Annotated in this window: 13 protein-coding genes; all 13 read left to right on the forward strand. The window is 69.0% G+C overall.

Annotated elements, in window-relative coordinates:
• Nucleotides 1–11: 11 nt before the first annotated feature.
• The 13 genes from ACZ4MU_RS09555 (at nucleotide 12) to ACZ4MU_RS09615 (ending at nucleotide 15,857) form a co-directional block, all read left to right on the forward strand.
• On the forward strand, nucleotides 12–2,843 hold the full coding sequence (locus ACZ4MU_RS09555; RefSeq protein WP_467873156.1) for an ATP-binding protein: 2,832 nt from the start codon (nucleotides 12–14) through the stop codon (nucleotides 2,841–2,843).
• 136 nt (nucleotides 2,844–2,979) lie between these two features.
• The gene (locus tag ACZ4MU_RS09560; RefSeq protein WP_467873159.1) at nucleotides 2,980–4,227 is read left to right on the forward strand and encodes a PucR family transcriptional regulator; all 1,248 of its coding nucleotides are present in this window, start codon (nucleotides 2,980–2,982) and stop codon (nucleotides 4,225–4,227) included.
• Between the two features lie 138 nt (nucleotides 4,228–4,365).
• The gene (locus ACZ4MU_RS09565; protein WP_467873162.1) at nucleotides 4,366–5,217 is read left to right on the forward strand and encodes an alpha/beta fold hydrolase; all 852 of its coding nucleotides are present in this window, start codon (nucleotides 4,366–4,368) and stop codon (nucleotides 5,215–5,217) included.
• Nucleotides 5,218–5,258: 41 nt separating this feature from the next.
• Nucleotides 5,259–6,158: a helix-turn-helix domain-containing protein gene (locus ACZ4MU_RS09570; protein WP_467873164.1), complete on the forward strand. Its 900-nt coding sequence runs from the start codon at nucleotides 5,259–5,261 to the stop codon at nucleotides 6,156–6,158.
• Nucleotides 6,159–6,338: 180 nt separating this feature from the next.
• The gene (locus ACZ4MU_RS09575; protein WP_467873167.1) at nucleotides 6,339–7,052 is read left to right on the forward strand and encodes an alpha/beta fold hydrolase; all 714 of its coding nucleotides are present in this window, start codon (nucleotides 6,339–6,341) and stop codon (nucleotides 7,050–7,052) included.
• Between the two features lie 445 nt (nucleotides 7,053–7,497).
• Nucleotides 7,498–9,522, forward strand: a complete 2,025-nt coding sequence (locus tag ACZ4MU_RS09580; protein WP_467873170.1) for an RICIN domain-containing protein — start codon at nucleotides 7,498–7,500, stop codon at nucleotides 9,520–9,522.
• 67 nt (nucleotides 9,523–9,589) lie between these two features.
• Entirely contained in the window at nucleotides 9,590–10,144 is a 555-nt protein-coding gene (locus tag ACZ4MU_RS09585; RefSeq protein ID WP_467873173.1) for a hypothetical protein, read from the forward strand.
• Between the two features lie 122 nt (nucleotides 10,145–10,266).
• Nucleotides 10,267–11,058: a papain-like cysteine protease family protein gene (locus ACZ4MU_RS09590; RefSeq protein WP_467873176.1), complete on the forward strand. Its 792-nt coding sequence runs from the start codon at nucleotides 10,267–10,269 to the stop codon at nucleotides 11,056–11,058.
• A gap of 10 nt (nucleotides 11,059–11,068) precedes the next feature.
• Nucleotides 11,069–11,944: an LPXTG cell wall anchor domain-containing protein gene (locus ACZ4MU_RS09595; RefSeq protein ID WP_467873178.1), complete on the forward strand. Its 876-nt coding sequence runs from the start codon at nucleotides 11,069–11,071 to the stop codon at nucleotides 11,942–11,944.
• 292 nt (nucleotides 11,945–12,236) lie between these two features.
• Entirely contained in the window at nucleotides 12,237–12,407 is a 171-nt protein-coding gene (locus tag ACZ4MU_RS09600; protein WP_467873181.1) for a hypothetical protein, read from the forward strand.
• 59 nt (nucleotides 12,408–12,466) lie between these two features.
• Complete coding sequence (locus ACZ4MU_RS09605) at nucleotides 12,467–13,636, forward strand: M29 family metallopeptidase (protein WP_467873183.1); 1,170 nt, start codon at nucleotides 12,467–12,469, stop codon at nucleotides 13,634–13,636.
• A 36-nt stretch (nucleotides 13,637–13,672) separates the two neighbouring features.
• Nucleotides 13,673–14,923, forward strand: coding sequence for an MFS transporter (locus ACZ4MU_RS09610; RefSeq protein ID WP_467873186.1), 1,251 nt, complete (start codon nucleotides 13,673–13,675; stop codon nucleotides 14,921–14,923).
• Nucleotides 14,901–15,857, forward strand: coding sequence for a JmjC domain-containing protein (locus ACZ4MU_RS09615; protein ID WP_467873188.1), 957 nt, complete (start codon nucleotides 14,901–14,903; stop codon nucleotides 15,855–15,857). The genes ACZ4MU_RS09610 and ACZ4MU_RS09615 overlap by 23 nt, the downstream gene beginning before the upstream one ends.
• Nucleotides 15,858–15,865: the final 8 nt, after the last annotated feature.

Below are 15,865 nucleotides of genomic sequence, written 5' to 3' on the forward strand. Positions count from 1 at the left end.
GCGTGAACCAAGTGACGACGAGGACCGCTCGCGAGGAGCGCGACGGCCCGTGGGTACCCCTGCGCGGCAGGGACACCGAAATGGCGTTCATCGAGGCGCGGCTCGACGCGCTCCACCGGGGCGAAGGCGGGATCGTCCGGGTCGCGGGCCCCGCCGGTATCGGCAGGTCCAGGATCCTCGCGGAGGCCGCGGCAGCCGCGAGGCGGCGCGGGACGCGGGTGTTCGAGGGGGCGGCGGCACCCGACGAACAGTTCGTACCGCTCGGCCCGCTCCTCGAAGGCGTACTCGGCGGCGAGGAACCCCTGTCGGGCGCCCAGCGTCTCCGGGATCTCGCCACGACACCCGGCCAGCGGTTCTGGCTGCTTCAGGAGATGGGGGAGCGCCTGCGGGAGACGGCGCGCAGGGGCCCCCTGCTCGTCGTCCTGGACGACCTCCAGTGGTGTGACGACCTGACCCTGCTCAGCTTCCACACCCTCGCGGCGGGACTCTCCTCACACCCGATCCTGTGGCTGGTCGCCGTGCGCGGCGGCAGCGTGTCGCCGGGAGTGCGTACGACCCTGGACAGGATCCGTCAGGCGGGCGCACACGAGCTGGTACTGGGAGCGCTCGGGGACCGGGCGGTCGCACGGATCACCGAGGACGTCCTGGGCGCCCCCGCCGGGCCGGACGTCCTCCATCTCGCCCACCGCGCCCAAGGGGTGCCCCAACTGCTGGTCGAGCTGCTCGGCTCGCTGCTCGAGGAGGCGGTGACGATCGACAACGGCACGGCCGGGCTGTCGGCCGGAGTTCCCGTCCCACGGGAACTCCCCTCTGTCGTGCGCCGCCTCGATGAGCTGTCCGGTGAGGCGCGGGAGCTGGTGCGGACGGCGGCCGCCGTGGGCGGCCCGGTCACCGTGGCGGTGCTGGCCGAACTGCTGGGCCGGTCCTCGGCGGCGCTCATCACAGCGGTACGGGAGTCCCTCGACGCCGATCTGCTCGCCGAGAGCGGCGATCGCCTCACCTTCCGCCACGACCTGATCCGTGAGGCGGTCGAAGCCGCGCTTCCCCCGTCCCTGCGTCAGGCCCTTCACCGTAAGGCCGCCGGGCTGCCGCCGGGAAGCGCGGCCCTTCCCGCCGATCGTCCGGCGCCGTCGGCGGGGACAGCGGGCCGGGGAGACGCGGCGGAGGCCGAACGGCTGCGCACCGCCGCGGCGGAACTCGCGGCCACCGCTCCAGGACCGGCCGCGGAACGCAGCCTCAAGGCCCTGGAACTCACCCCGGTGGACGCCGTGGAGCGGCCGCGGGTCATCGCCGGGACGATCCCGCTGCTCTGGCAGACGGGCCGGGCCGCCCAGGCGCGTGAACTGGGATCCTCCGCCCTGGCGGCCGGCACTCTCGGGCCCGAGGACGAGGCGCGCATCCGCCTGGCCCTGGCACGCCTGGCAGTGCCGTTCGACTTCTGCGAGGCGGTGAGACAGGCTCGCGCCGGGGCGGCCCTGCCCGGGATCTCCGTGGCCGCGAGGGGACAACTGCTGGCCATGCTCGCTGTGAGCCTGTCGATGTCGGGCGAGCACGCGGCGGCCGAGGAGGCCGCCGCCGAGGCGTGGCAGAGCGCGGCGGCAGCGGGGGACCGCACCGTGGAGGCCACGCTGACGACCGTCCGCTCGGCCGCCAGTTTCCACCGCATGGACCTGACCGAGGCGTTCCGGCAGGCCGAGCGGTCCGCCGCGCTGGCCGACGCCCTGGGCGTCAGCACCTCGCTGTGGGTGCCGGAGGCCTTGTGGCACGCTCTCCTGTCGCACACCACCGGACGCACCGCGCAGGCGCTCGCCGCCGCTCAGGAGGGCATCCGGATCACCAAGGAGCAGGGCCGGACGGCCTCCACCCGTATGTGGCTCATGACCCGCTCCCGCATCCTTCTGGAAGCCGGACGGCTGACGGAGGCCCGGGTCGACGCCGAGGCCGCGTCCGAGCCGACCGACGAGCTCGGCCCGGGCAACCTCGCCGACGTCACGCTCCGGTACGTGATGCTGCGCGTCGCCCTCCATACCGACGACCGGGCGGCCGCACGGGCGTACGCGGCGGAGGCGAGGCGCATGCGGAGCGACGGCGCACTCGTCGTACGGCACTTCGGCTCCTGGATGCTGGCGCTCATGGCCGACTTCGAAGGCCGCCCCGACCGTGCCATGGCCGAACTCGACGCGGTGATGACGTCGCCCGCCGCGGACCGGCCCGCCTACGCCGGTTTGATCGACCCCGCCGACGCCCCGGTGCTCGTCCGTCTGGCGCTGCGCGCCGGCGCGCACGAACGGGCCGCCCAGGCGGTCGTCCTGGCCGAGCGGCGAGCAGTGCTCAACCCCGGCCTCACGTTCCTGGCCGCTACCGCCGCGCACGCCCGGGGCCTCCTCGACAACGACCTCGCCCCGCTCATACGCGCCGTACGGCTGTACGACGACTGCCCCAGGGTGCTGGCCCGGGCGTCGGCCCTGGAGGACGCCGGACGCAAGCTGGCGGCCACCCGCAGGTCCGAGGCGGTGCCGTACTTCGACAAGGCCCTCGCGCTGTACGCGCGAGCGGGCGCCGAGCGGGACGTCGTACGCGTGCGCCGGCGCCTGCGGGCCGCCGGCGTCCGGCGCCGGCCCTCGACGGCCGGGCTGGACAGCGCATGGCCGGAACTGACGGTCGCGGAGATACGGGTCGTACGGCTCGTGGCCGGAGGGCTGACCAACCGACAGGTGGCCGAGCACCTCTCCCTCTCACCGCACACGGTGAGTTCCCACCTGCGCCGGGCCTTCACCAAGCTCGACGTCGCCTCGCGCCGGGAGCTGACCCGGCTGGCCGAGCACCGCGACAGCGGAGAGTAGTCGCTTCGTATCCCACGAGGGTGCCGGGGCAATGGACGATTCGTGCGATGTGCCGACGTCGCCGCTTCCTCAAAATGATCAAGAACTGCGGAACGGAGAAGTCCGCGGGAACCCTTGGCCGAAAGAGGAACAGCGCATGACCGCACGGCTGGAGCGAGCCCGCCCCGGCAGCCCTGAGCTCCAGGCGCTTGTCGACGAGCTCGCGGAGCGGCTCGGCCGGTCCGTCGCCGTCGACGACCCGCTGGTCCGCATGATCTGCACGAGCCGCCACTTCGGCGACGAGGACCCGGTGCGCATCACCACCCTGTTGCAGGGCCGCGCCGACAACGCGGCCATCCGCCACGTCCTCGCCCAGGGCGTGACCCAGTGGTCCAGGCCCGGATTCATCGACGGCCGTGACGATCTCGGACTGCTTCCCCGCTACGTGGCGCCGCTGCGCCGACGCGGGCATCTCCTCGGCCTGCTCGTGGTGGTCGCGCCCGAAAAGACGCTGCGCGAGCGGGAGACCGCCGCCATCGGGCATGCCGCGGATGCCATGGCCGCCCAGATGTACGGGGAGCACATCGCCGCCGACAACCGGAAGACGGACGAGCGGGACCTGGCCCTCGCGCTCGTCGGTGGCGACGTCGCCGCACGCAACGCCGCGCGTCGGCGCGGCAAGGAGCTGGGGCTGCTCGGGGCGGCGGAGCACGTCCTGGTCACCGTGGTCCGGCTGAGCTGCGCGACCGAGCTCGTGCGGCTGTCGGAGGCCGCCTTGGGGGCGGCGTTGGAAGGGTTCCGCCAGACACGCTCCGCCCAGGGTCTCATCGCGATCGGCAAGGAGCGGGCGATTTTGCTCCAGCTCCGTGACCGGCCCCCGGGCCCGGACGAGGTCGCCGCCCAGTCCGCTCACATCCTCGCCGAACTGCGCACCTTCCTGGACCCGTCGGCGGACCCCGTGATCGGCGTCGGTGGGCGGCACGCCGGCCTGGACGACGCATGGACGTCGTACGAACAGGCTCTCGTGGCGGCCCGCGCCGCCCGCCGGCTGCCCTCACTGAACAGCGTCGGCGACTGGGAACTCCTCGGGGAGCTCGCCGTGCTGCTGCAACTCCCCGAGCACGCCCTGAACACGTCCCTGGTCCCCAAGCCGCTGCGCACCCTGAGCGAGGCTCATGGCGGCGACCGCCTGCGGGAGACGCTGCGTTGCTTCCTCGAACACGCGGGATCGATCCGCAGGACCGCGGACGCGCTGGGCATCCACCGCACCTCGCTCCACTACCGCCTGCGCCAGATCCAGGAGATCACCGGACTGGACCTCGGCAACGGCGCCCACCGGCTCACCCTGCACCTCGGTCTGCGGATCGAGGAACTCCTCGACCCGGGCGACGACAGGGCCGCCTGAGCGGTCCTCGCTTCGACAAAGCGAGGAGGATACGCGGCCCGATTCCTACAGCTCGCGGTGGTGCGGGCGGCGAGCCCCATTCGATGATGTCCGGGACGGCGGGAACGGCAGTTGCCGCCTCTGACCAGGGGAGAGGTCATGGAGGAACTGATCACGACGGATGGCGTACGGCTCGCCTACCAGGACAGCGGCGGCGACGGTGTTCCGCTGGTGATGCTGCACGGCTGGGGGCAGACGCAGGCGATGTTCCGCCACCAGATCGAGGGGCTGGCGCCCGGCCGCCGTGTCGTCACCGTCGACTTCCGCGGCCACGGGAAGTCCGGCAAACCGCGTCACGGCTATCGCATCGCCCGGTTCTCGCGCGACGTGCTCGAACTCGTCGACCACCTCGGCCTGGCCCGTTTCGACGCACTGGGCTGGTCCATGGGCGTCTCGGTGTGGTGGAGCTTCATCGACCAGTACGGGACCGGACGGATCCGGCGCCTCGTCGCCGTCGACCAGCCCGCGGCGGTCGCCGCCGTGCCCTGGATGACCGAGCGGGAACAGCGCGACTGCGGTGCCATCTTCGACGTGTCGGGGCTGCTGTACCTGGGTGCGGCACTGGCGGGGCCGGAGGGCGACACGGTTCTCGCCGACTTCGTGCGCGGCATGTTCTCCGGCGATCCCGACCCCGAGATGCTGGCCTTCGTCGCCGAGGAGGTCAGGTCGACACCCGCCTACGCGGGCGTACCGCTGCTGTTCGACCACTGCGCGCAGGACTGGCGTGACGTGCTGGCCCGGATCGAGGTGCCGGCCCTGGTGATCGGCTGCGAGGGAAGCCATGTGCACCCCGATTCGCAGCGCTTCGTCGCCGAGCGGATTCCCGGCGCACGCCTGCACGTCTTCGCCTCCGACGTGGCGAGCTCACACTTCCCCTTCCTGGAGAACGCGCCGGCCTTCAACGCCGTGGTGGAGAAGTTCCTGGCCGAGGAGCCGGCGACGGGGGCGTGAATCCCGTCCTGCTCCGCACCAACCCACGGCTAGGAATCCCCATGACTCCCACACTGATGTCACCTGTGCCCGAACAGATGCCCCGGCAGGCCTCCGATCCGGCCGAGTCCGCCTCCCGCTCGGGGTGGCTGGTCCAGATGCTTTCCGCCATGCCGGACACCGACGACCCGAACCACCTCTACCTCGGCGTCCACATCCGTGGCTCCGTCACCGCCGTCCACGGGCGTGCCACGACCCTGCTGGAACCGAACGACCTGGTCTTCTGCGACCCGACCCGACAGCACCTGCTGCGGTTCCACGAAGACTGCCAGATGCTCTTCTTCCGGGTGCCCCGCTGCTATCTGGGCGTGGCGGAGGCGGAACTGAACCGGGTGCTCGGTGTCCCCGTACGCGGCGGGGAGGGGATCGGGGCGCTGGTGTCCGACTTCCTGACCGCGCTCGCGGCCAGGGCGGAATTGCGCCGCTCCACGATCGGGGACCGGCGTGCCCGGACGGCCGTACACCTCCTTTCCGTCCTGGTGATGGAGCTCCTCGAAGCGGACACGAATGACGAGGCCGACGACCCGTCGGCGGCCGGCAAGGAGATGCTGTCCCGCATTCGCGCCCACATCGAAGAACACCTGATGGACCCGGACCTGTCACCGGAGTCGATCGCACGCGCCCACCACATCTCCGTCCGGTACCTGCAGAAACTCTTCCAGAACGACGGCAGTACGGTGAGCCACTGGATACGTCGGCGCAGGCTCGAGTTCTGCCGGTTCGAACTGGGCCGTTCCCACCGGAGAATCACCATGGCCGCGGTGGCGCACCGCTGGGGCTTCAGCAGCCCCTCGCACTTCAGCCGCACATTCCGCGGCGCCTACGGCATGAGCCCCAGCCAGTGGCAGGCGCTGGCGACCTCGGCCTTCGCTCCGGCCAACGCCGGTGCCCAGGACGGGTGAAGGAGCTGAGACGCGTGTGCGCTGTCATGACAGCGCGGCTGCACGCATGGACAACAGCTGCCGTTTCCACACCTCTACCGTGAGTAACAGTCGCACGGACTTCTTGCCTTCTTCCGGGCGGCACCCCGGACGTCATGACGACGCCTCACATCATGGCCCGATACGGAGAAGAGAACCCGCATGCCCAACCCCACCGTCGTTCTCGTGCACGGCGCCTTCGCCGACGCGACCGGCTGGATAGGCGTCATCTCGGAACTGCGGAGCAGTGGGATCGCGGTGGTCGCTCCGTCGAACCCGCTGCGGGGCCTGACGTCTGACGCCGCCTACCTCGCTTCGGTCCTGGCGCAGATCGAGGGCCCCGCCATCCTCGTGGGCCACTCGTACGGCGGTGCGCTGATCACCGTGGCCGGCGTCGCCGAGAACGTCGTGGGGCTCGTCTACGTGGCCGCCTACGTGCCCCACGAGGGCGAGAGCCTCGGCGAACTCGACGGCAGCTTCCCCGAGTCCTTGCTGACGGGCAGCCTTAAGAAGTGGACGTACCCGCTCCTCGACGGCGACTTCGGGGTCGAGGTCACCATCGAGGAGGCGGCGTATCCCAGCGTCTTCGCGGCGGACGTGCCCGAGGACGTAGCCGGGGTCCTGGCGACGGCCCAACGCCCCCTCGCCGCGGGCGCGTTCACCGAGGGCGCGTCAGCGGCGGCTTGGCGCACGAAACCGTCCTGGGCCCTGGTGGCCGGGGCGGACCGAGCGATCAGCCCCGAGGTCCAGCGGTTCGGAGCCGCACGGGCGGGAGCGGTCGTCGTCGAACTCCCGCACGCCTCCCACGCCGTGGTCCTGTCCGAGCCCACGCGGGTCGCCGCTCTGATCAGAGAAGCCGTACGGGCGACGAGCTGATCGACGTGCCTCGCTGTAGCCGATTACCTGCAACGGGTCATCGGCGGTTCCATAAGCCCGCCTTGGGTTTGCCTAAACGGATTCCCCCAGGAAGGTGATCTTGGGTGATAGCACCGACACGCTGTGCAATTGCACACAAGTGGAGTTACTCATTCCATGATAACGATCTTTCTAAGTAATACCTCTCGGCTTTGTCGTTCATTGGAATGGACCTTTGGCTGTCGTGCCGTCAGATCGCCGCTCGCGAACGGGACTTGGGGTCTGCGCCAATTGTTCCCGTGCGCTTTTCTGAAGTGCACACTCCCGTTCTCCGCGCAAAGCGGCCCTGTCAGTTCGTGCATCCGTTCTGGCACACTTCCGGCCAACCACAACTCCCCCACAGAAATGAGGTGTGGCTTTGTCCGGTCGCAGAAGACAGGTGCGGCAACGGCGGCGAAGACGCGGAATGCTCGTCGCAGCGGTAGCCGTCACGGCGGCAGCGCTCGCCGGTACAGCGGCGCTCGGTGGCGTCTTCGACCACCACTCGTCCCGACCCGAGATCACCGCCGCGCGGGCCACGGCGGACGGTCCCGCCGCGGCACCCGCGCACGACAGGACCCCAGAACCGGTGGCCCGAATACCCAACGAGGACCGCAAGCGCGGACTGGTCTACAAGGGCCTGAGTTCCGCGCCCAAGGGTGACCGTTGCGCCGGCGTCCTGCGCACCGTCGACGGACGGTGCACGCACGGCCCCGACAAGCCGCCCAAGGGGGTGGACATTTCCAAGGACACACCACCCGCCGTGAAGGCGCAGGGAGCGCCTGGAACGTCAAGCCGCCCCGCCACACACATACCCGCCACCCAAGAACCCTCCACCCAAAAACCCTCCACGCCACCACCGTCCTCCGGCACCACGGCCTCTGTGGACGCCCAGCAGGCCGCCACCGCCGCCAAGACGCCGCCCGCCGTCCCCACGCGGGGACCGGGAAGCGGGAAGGCGGCGCCGGGCGGTCAAGCGGTGCAGTGCGACGGCGACGGCAGCACGGGCAATCGCGTGCAGGTGGTGTATGCGCACGGTCCCGGCAACGACCGGTACGGCGAGTACCTGGAGTCGTTCCGCAAGTGGGCCGCCGACGCCGACACCATCTACTTCGCCAGCGCACAGGAGACCGGGGGCGTACGGCACATCCGTTACGTGACCGGGGCCGACTGCACGCCGTCCGTGCTCAACGTGGAGGTGGCGAGCTCGGCACTCGCCGAGTTCGGTGCTCTGAACTCCGCGCTCGCGGGGAAGGGTTTCGACCGGCGCGACCGCAAGTACATGATCTTCGCGGACGCCAAGGTCTACTGCGGTATCGGAACCTTCAACGGTGACGAGCGCCCCGGAGCCGCCAACCTCAGCAACTTCGGCCCCTCATACGGCCGCACGGACGCCGGCTGCTGGAGCGGTTCCACCGCCGCGCACGAGCTCGGACACAACCTCGGTGCGGTGAACAACAGCGCACCGAACAGCAGCCGTGGTGCGCACTGCACCGACGAGTGGGACATCATGTGCTACTCGGACACGCCGTACTACCCCACCATGCGCAACGTCTGTACCGAGCGGAGCCATGACGAGCGCCTGGACTGCAATCACGACGATTACTACAACACCAGTCCGCGAGCGGGCAGTTACCTCGCCACACACTGGAACGTAGCGAACAACCAGTTCCTGATGACCGGCGGGGGGACCCGGCCCGACCCGGACCCCGGCCCCACGCCGACCCCGAGCCCGAAGCCGACTGGGAGTACCGGAGCTACGACGGGCCCCGACCCGGTCCTCGGACAGTTGACGTCCGACTCGGCCGTGGTCAGCTGGCCGGCGGCGCCCTCGGCAGCCTGGTATCACCTCCTGCTCAACGACAGTCACCTGGCATGGGTCCAGCCCAACTCGGCGCGGATCTACAACCTGCGCCCCGACACCGACTACCGGCTCGCGGTCGCGGTCCGCGACCAGGCCGGCCGCGACTCCGGACCCGGTCGCGTGCTGTCGTTCCACACCCCACCCGTCGGCGGCACCGCTACCAAACCCGGCACGCGGTACACCCTGACCAATGGCCACACGGGGCTGGCGGCTGAGATCTGGGGTGGCGGGAGCGCGAACGGCACCGTCCTCGTCGGGTCCCAGCCCACTGGATTCACCGCTCAGCAGTGGTACTTCGACGACGTCGCGGGGGGCAGTGCGCGCCTTCGCTCGGCCGTATCGGGAAAGTGCCTGCAGATCGGCGGTGCCTCGACCCGCGGCCAGTGGATCGCCCAGCAGACCTGCTCCGGCAGTGACGCCCAGCAGTGGCGAATCACCCAGTCGGGAACGGGCCTGCGCCTGACCGCGAAGAACAGCTCACTCGCCCTGGGCGTCGGCAACCGCCCGTACTACGGGGCCTGGCTGCTCGAACTCCAGGACCCTGACACCTCCAAGTACCAGACCTGGACCCTGAAGAAAGCGTCCTGACCCCTCCAGCGGCAGGGGCCGTCGTCATACGGCCCCTGCCACCCCCTCACACCGGAGCCACCTCCTCATGCCCGATCGCCGCTTCACGGCAGTGGCCGCCACCCTCACGGGCCTGCTCCTCCTGAGCCCCGTTCCAACGGCACACGCCCACGGCGACACCATCCATCTGACCGTCACGGGCGTGTCCGCGGGCCACCCGGTCGCCAGGGCGACCTGGGAAGACGACGGTCACCCCGTCAAGGAGAACGTCGCCGGCACCCTCACCGCCACCTCGGCCGACGGCACCAGCGTCGGGCCCTGGCAGTTCATACCGGTAGCGGGTGAGCCCGGTACCTTCACCACCACCGAGGCTCTGCCCGCCGGCCAGTGGACCATCACGGCACAGACAGCCTTCCCGGCACTGGGCCGCGCCGAGTCCCGGGCCGAGGTGACCCCCGCGTCGACCGCCCCGCCGCGCCCCGCGCCCGCAGCGGAGACACCCCCGGCGGCTGCCCCTCGTACCGAATCCGACGGCGAATCGGGCGCAGGCACCCCGTGGGCCATCGGCGTCGCCGCCCTCTTCGTCGCCATCGGTGGCCTCGTCGCATTCCGGCTGCGGCACCGCCGGATCCACCCTTCCTGATCGGGTCGACCTCCTTGATCAAGACAAAGGAACCCCCCATGCGCAGATTCCGCGGAACTTCCCGCATACCCGCCCAAGCGCCGGCCCGCAGGCCGGCCCGCAGAAGGACACTCACGTCCACAGTGGCCGCCGCCCTGTCCGCCGGTCTCCTGCTGGCCGTCGCCCCGCAGGCCCAGGCCGCCACCACCGGAACAGTCGTCGGCGGCCAGGGGAACTTCACGACCATCAACCAGCGCTCTCTGCCCACCCTGTCCTCCAACGTGACGGGCAGCTCTCCGGTCGGCGACCACATCCCGATGGTCTGCCGGACCACCGGCGACGTCGTGGAGAACAACTCGCGCTGGATCTGGTCCGGTGCGTACTACCTCGCCGACGCGTTCATCCGCGAGGACACCGGTGGTCTGCCGGTCTGCAGCTCCACCCGGCCGACCGGCTGGACGGCCCTCAACATCGGCATGCAGAAGCAGGTCCAGAACCAGTGGTGCTGGGACGCCTCCGGTCTGACCATCGCCAACTACTGGGGATACACCGGCCACTCCCAGTACGACTTCTGCCGACTGGCCGCCCAGAACAGTTGGCTGGACTGCAACAACCAGCCCGCCACGCTCGCCGACATGGCCAACGCCCTCAAGAACATGGGCTTCCGCAACAGCGGCACCGACCTGTACCGCAGCGCCTCCTTCGGTGAGACCCAGAACGAGATCGCGAACGGGCGCCCGTTCGCCGTCCGCATCGGCTGGACCTCCGGCGGCGGCCACATGAACGTCATCTACGGCTACGACAGCACCAGCAACATGGTGGCGGTCGGCGACCCATGGCCCAGCACTCAGACCTACACCTGGTGGGACTACTCCACCTACGCCGGAAACACCTCCTTCCGGTGGACCCACACGCGCACCGGCATCCACGGCTAGGGGACCCACCATGCACCGTTCGACCTCACGCGCCGCCGTTCTGCTCGCCGCTGCTGCTGCCACCCTGTGCGCGGGCGCTCCCGCGCAGGCGGCCGACCGCCCCACCGCGCCCGCCGCGACCGACTACACCGCCGCTCAGCAAGTGCTGCGCTCCGGCCAGGTCCACGACACCGTCTCCCGCTTCCTGACGGCCGCCGAGCACCGTACGCCGACCGCCGGCGCGGACGGCGGCGCGGCCGGCAGCCCACGCGGTCTCGTCAAATCCCCCACCACCTCCACAGACTTCGACCTCAAGAAGCCCGTCCCGCTCTACGAACTCGCACCCGAGTTCGTCACCGGCAGGACCACGGCGACCGCCGCCTCGGCTCTGCGGCTCTCGTACCTCGTCTCCCGTGTCTCAGCGGCCAATGGCCACCAGGCCGCCGTCCTGCTCGCCCAGAAACAGGGTGGCCGCGCCTGGGAGCTGGCGGGCATCCGCGACGGCGACGCGGACATCAGCGCCGCCGAGCGCGGCACCGATCAGGCACAGACCTTCATGGAACCTCAGATCCACGCTTGGTACCGGGTGACCAGCACCGGCACCGTCGAGCCACTCAACAAGGAGGCCGGCGTGGCCCTCCAAGGCAAACCGCGGGTCACCCTCAAGGCGTACCGGCAACTCGTCGCCAAGCGTTACAGCGACAAGCTCCCGGGCTCGGCCTACGACCGCAAAGGTCTCGCCGGCGGCTACGCGCCCGTCGAGGACCAGCCCGCCACCATGACGGCCGCTGCCACCGGTCCCTCACACGCCTGGCTCCCCGCCGCCTCCGGCGCGGTCGCCCTGTCGGCGGCAGGCGGAGGGCTCTTCCACCTGCGCCGCCGACGTCGGTGTCGCGCAGATCAGTAAACGTCGCCCCCGCGCCCGCGCTCACATCTTTCTTCCTCCCCCTGAAACCGGTGCCGGAGTCCGCTCGAACCGCGTTCAAGTCAAACTCAAGTCACATTCAAGTCCGACTCAAGTCAGGCGCATAAGAGGAGGTCATCGCCGGGATTTGGTGGAGCGGAGCGAGCGTGAAGACGGCAGCGAATACCCCAACATGCCGTGGACAAACAGGAGTTGCGCGATGTATCCGTATTGACCTTACGTGGCCATGCCACATAGCATCACGCCGCAAGCTATTGGCTGAGAGGAGTGCAAGATGGCACAGACTTACACCCCAGCAATCGGCACCACTACTGAAGCAGCCACCTATGAGTCCCTGGTCGAGGACGCGCTGCGTGAACTCGGCGCAGCCGAATCGGCCGAGGTGCTCGAACCGGTCGGGAGTGGCGAAGAAGGCCCCCTCATGGCTTGGTTCGTAGCCACCTGAGCAACCCTGTAGGGCTCTTGAAGGTTCCAGCCGCGGCGGATGCCGCGGCTGGAACCGTCATGGAAACGACGATCTCAGGCCAGGGGGAATACGTCTTGAGTGTTGTGCAGTCGAGCCGCGAACTGCGGGATGGAGTCGATTCGCTCCTCGATCGGTACGTCGGAATATCCACCAGAGATCACTGCGTCGTCGCCTTCTCCCCGGACAGCCGGGAGGCGGCCGCCTGGCTGATGGCCGGTCTGAAGCAGCGGGATGTCAGGACTCAGGTCGTGGGAATGCGACCGCTGGTGGATTACGAGTTCGCCGGACGCCTGAACTCCGCTGTATCGGAGGCCGACCCCGCCACCGGCCGGCTCATCATATTCACTCTCGAACGAGACACCATGTCTCACTTCGCGCCCCTCCTCGATGTGATGCAACGGTTCGGCCCGAACCGGTGCATGGTGGTGCGTATCATCAGCGCATCGCGCGAGTTCTTCGAGAAGGCCCTCAATCTCGGACCGGACGAACTCAGTGCACGGAATGCCGCACTGCTGACACGACTGACCAAGGCGCGTACCGTCAGGATCCGCACGGGCGGTGGCACCGACCTCCGCATCAGCCTCGACTCCGATCGATTTGAATGGATCAGCAATCGTGGCGTGTGGCGGCCGGGCGGATTCACCATTCTCCCGGCGGGTGAGATCGCCACCTATCCCGCCAGGATCGACGGCCGCCTGGTCGCTGACGGGGCGCTCAATTGCAACGTCATCACTCGGATCGACACCAGGCTGGCGGCCCACCCGCTGACGGTCGACATTGAAGATGGGCGGGCCGCAGGCTTCACGTGCGCCGATGACGATGTCCGGGAGCTGGTGGAGCTCTGTTTCAAGCAACCGCACGGTACCCGGGTGGGCGAGCTGGGATTCGGAACGAATGCGGGAATCGACCAGTTCATCGCGGCCAACTCCCACATCAATGAACGGCGAGTCGGCGTACACATCGGGTTCGGACAGCACAATCAGGACCGTTCCGTTGTCGGGTACGAGGAGAAGGTGCATCTCGACCTCATCACCGATGGTGCCGAGCTATATGTTGACGAGGAGTCAGTACCGGTCGATCTGGCGGCCATCCCATTGGTCGGGGACGAGCACCCGGCGCTGGTGCGGGACGAGGACATCACGGGCGACTGCTGCGGCTTCGGCTACGGCCAGTTGACCGATCCCGCTACGGCGGCACCGATCGGCTGACCCATGCCTCTCCTGAGCAAGGCCCCTGCCGCGCGCATGGCCGACGGCGCCATGGGACTGCGCGACTTCCGGTTCCTGTGGGCCGGACAAGCGGTCAGCGCCGTCGGAGACCAGCTTTTCACCATAGCCGTGTCTCTCCGCGTGATCGAGGTCGGCGGTGATGCCGGCGACGTCGGGCTGGTGATCGGCGGCCGCATGCTCGCGATGGTCCTGTTCGTACTCGTCGGCGGGGTCTGGGCCGACCGTGTGCCGCGGCGAAGGGCGATGATCGTCGCTGATGGATTCCGGCTGGCGGCCATCAGCGTGGTCGTGCTGGGAGCGTTCGACACGGCAACACTTCCGCTCGCCGCCATGACCTTCCTCGTGGGCAGCGGCGAGGCATTTTTCCGCCCCGCATATGGCGGACTTGTGCCTTCGGTCGTCCCCGAAGAACGCCTGCTCAGCGCGAACGTATGGCGAGGCGGCATGGAGAGCGCCGCCGCCGTGCTGGGGCCGGCGCTGGGCGGCGTACTGGTGGCCACCGCTGGTACCCGGCTGGCCTTCGCCATCAACGCGGCCACGTTCGCGGTCAGTCTGGTGTGTGTACTCGCGGTCTCCGAACCACCGATGCAACGGCCGTCACCCCGCTCCTCCATCGTCCGCGAGAGTCGAGAAGGACTGGCCGCGGTGCGCCGCGTGCACTGGACGTCGGCCGTTCTCGTCATGACCGCGGTGCAGACCATGCTCGTCGTCGCGCCCCATATGGTGTTGCTGCCGGTGATCACGCAGGAGAAGTTCGGGGGGCCCTCGGCCTACGGCCTGGTGCTCGCCGCGTTCAGCCTCAGCGGCCTCGTCGGCACGATCATTGTCGGGCGCATTCAGTTGAAGCGTCCCGGAACGAGTGCGATCGTCTTCAACGCGCTCTTCGCCACCGTTCCACTCGTCCTGCTCACTCCGTTCTCCTTGGGCTGGGTGGTGGGCGGATACATGGTCGCTGGATTCGCGATGATGCCGTTCAACACTCTTCTGCACACCGCGCTGCAGCGCCAGTTCTCCCCGTCGCTGCTCGGCCGGGTGACAGCGGTCGACTCGCTGTGCAGCCTCGCCTTGCTGCCGATCGGTCTCGCGAGCGCCGGGCCACTGGCAGATGTCCTGGGCCGTACGACAGCGCTCGGCGTCGCCGCGGCCGTACAACTCGTCACCGCGGCACTGGTGCTGACTGTGCCGGGCGTGCGCGATTTCCATCAGGACGAACGGTCAGATACCGAATATTCGGAGGTAGAAGATGGCGCTGGAACAAGTTCTTGACGATCCGTCGCTGCTGGCATCCATTCGGGACAGGAAGCCGCACGTCAGTCGGAGCCTGGGCAAGCTGGACCATGTGTTCTCAACGGAGATCGCGCAGACCCTCCTCTTCGATCGAGGACTGCGCGCCCCCTATATCAGGCTGTGGCGCAAGGGTGAGGACATAGGAGTCCGGGACGCTGCCAAGACCAAGGGCGGAGCCGACGAGCGCAGGGTGCTTTCCGGGCTCGTGGATCCCCAGTACGCGGTGTCCGAGATACGGGCCGGCGCGACGCTCGTCTTCCAGGCGATGTCCACGTACTGCCCCGAGGTGGCGTCGTTCTGCGCGGATCTGAGTGAGGACGTCGGCTGTCCCGTAGCCGCCAACGCGTTCTTGACTCCGCCGCACGCGCAGGGTGCGCCGGTGCACTACGACATGGCGAGCGTCTTCATACGGCAGTTGGCGGGCTCCAAGACATGGCGTCTTCATGAACCGCCGGCTACCTGGCCCATCAGGCGTTCGAAGCCGGGCGACAAGCCGAAAACGCCGTTGGCTCATGAAATCACTCTCCATCCCGGTGACTGCCTCTACCTGCCACGTGGTTACTACCATGAGGGGATCACGGGGGAGGACGGGTCCGTTCACATCACGTTCTCCGACGGGGTGGAGGACCACTGGGTCGATGTCCTGCACGACGTACTGGATCTGGTGGCTCAACGGACCGAATCGTTGCGAGGCCGCTTGCCCGGCAGGGCCGAGGCGTTGAGCGGCCAGTCGAGGGAAGTCTGGCAATCGGTCCGGGACGATGTGGTGCGCGCGCTGGAGGGTGTGGGAGACGAGATGATCTCCGCACTGGTTGTACGGCGTCTCCAGGCACGTGAAGAAGAACTGTCGAGGTCGCAACCGGCCCGGCTCGCCGAGATCCTGTCAGTGGAGTCAAAACCGGGTGATGTGTGATGGGAGCC

This window comes from Streptomyces sp. NPDC026377 (genome assembly GCF_055567715.1).

What these genes read in the sequence shown, in the direction of transcription:
- ACZ4MU_RS09560 (WP_467873159.1), top strand. Translation starts at nt 2,980, where the DNA reads ATGACCGCACGGCTGGAGCGAGCCCGCCCCGGCAGCCCTGAGCTCCAG.
- ACZ4MU_RS09565 (WP_467873162.1), top strand. Translation starts at nt 4,366, where the DNA reads ATGGAGGAACTGATCACGACGGATGGCGTACGGCTCGCCTACCAGGAC.
- ACZ4MU_RS09570 (WP_467873164.1), top strand. Translation starts at nt 5,259, where the DNA reads ATGACTCCCACACTGATGTCACCTGTGCCCGAACAGATGCCCCGGCAG.
- ACZ4MU_RS09575 (WP_467873167.1), top strand. Translation starts at nt 6,339, where the DNA reads ATGCCCAACCCCACCGTCGTTCTCGTGCACGGCGCCTTCGCCGACGCG.
- ACZ4MU_RS09580 (WP_467873170.1), top strand. Translation starts at nt 7,498, where the DNA reads ATGCTCGTCGCAGCGGTAGCCGTCACGGCGGCAGCGCTCGCCGGTACA.
- ACZ4MU_RS09585 (WP_467873173.1), top strand. Translation starts at nt 9,590, where the DNA reads ATGCCCGATCGCCGCTTCACGGCAGTGGCCGCCACCCTCACGGGCCTG.
- ACZ4MU_RS09595 (WP_467873178.1), top strand. Translation starts at nt 11,069, where the DNA reads ATGCACCGTTCGACCTCACGCGCCGCCGTTCTGCTCGCCGCTGCTGCT.
- ACZ4MU_RS09600 (WP_467873181.1), top strand. Translation starts at nt 12,237, where the DNA reads ATGGCACAGACTTACACCCCAGCAATCGGCACCACTACTGAAGCAGCC.
- ACZ4MU_RS09605 (WP_467873183.1), top strand. Translation starts at nt 12,467, where the DNA reads ATGGAAACGACGATCTCAGGCCAGGGGGAATACGTCTTGAGTGTTGTG.
- ACZ4MU_RS09610 (WP_467873186.1), top strand. Translation starts at nt 13,673, where the DNA reads ATGGCCGACGGCGCCATGGGACTGCGCGACTTCCGGTTCCTGTGGGCC.
- ACZ4MU_RS09615 (WP_467873188.1), top strand. Translation starts at nt 14,901, where the DNA reads ATGGCGCTGGAACAAGTTCTTGACGATCCGTCGCTGCTGGCATCCATT.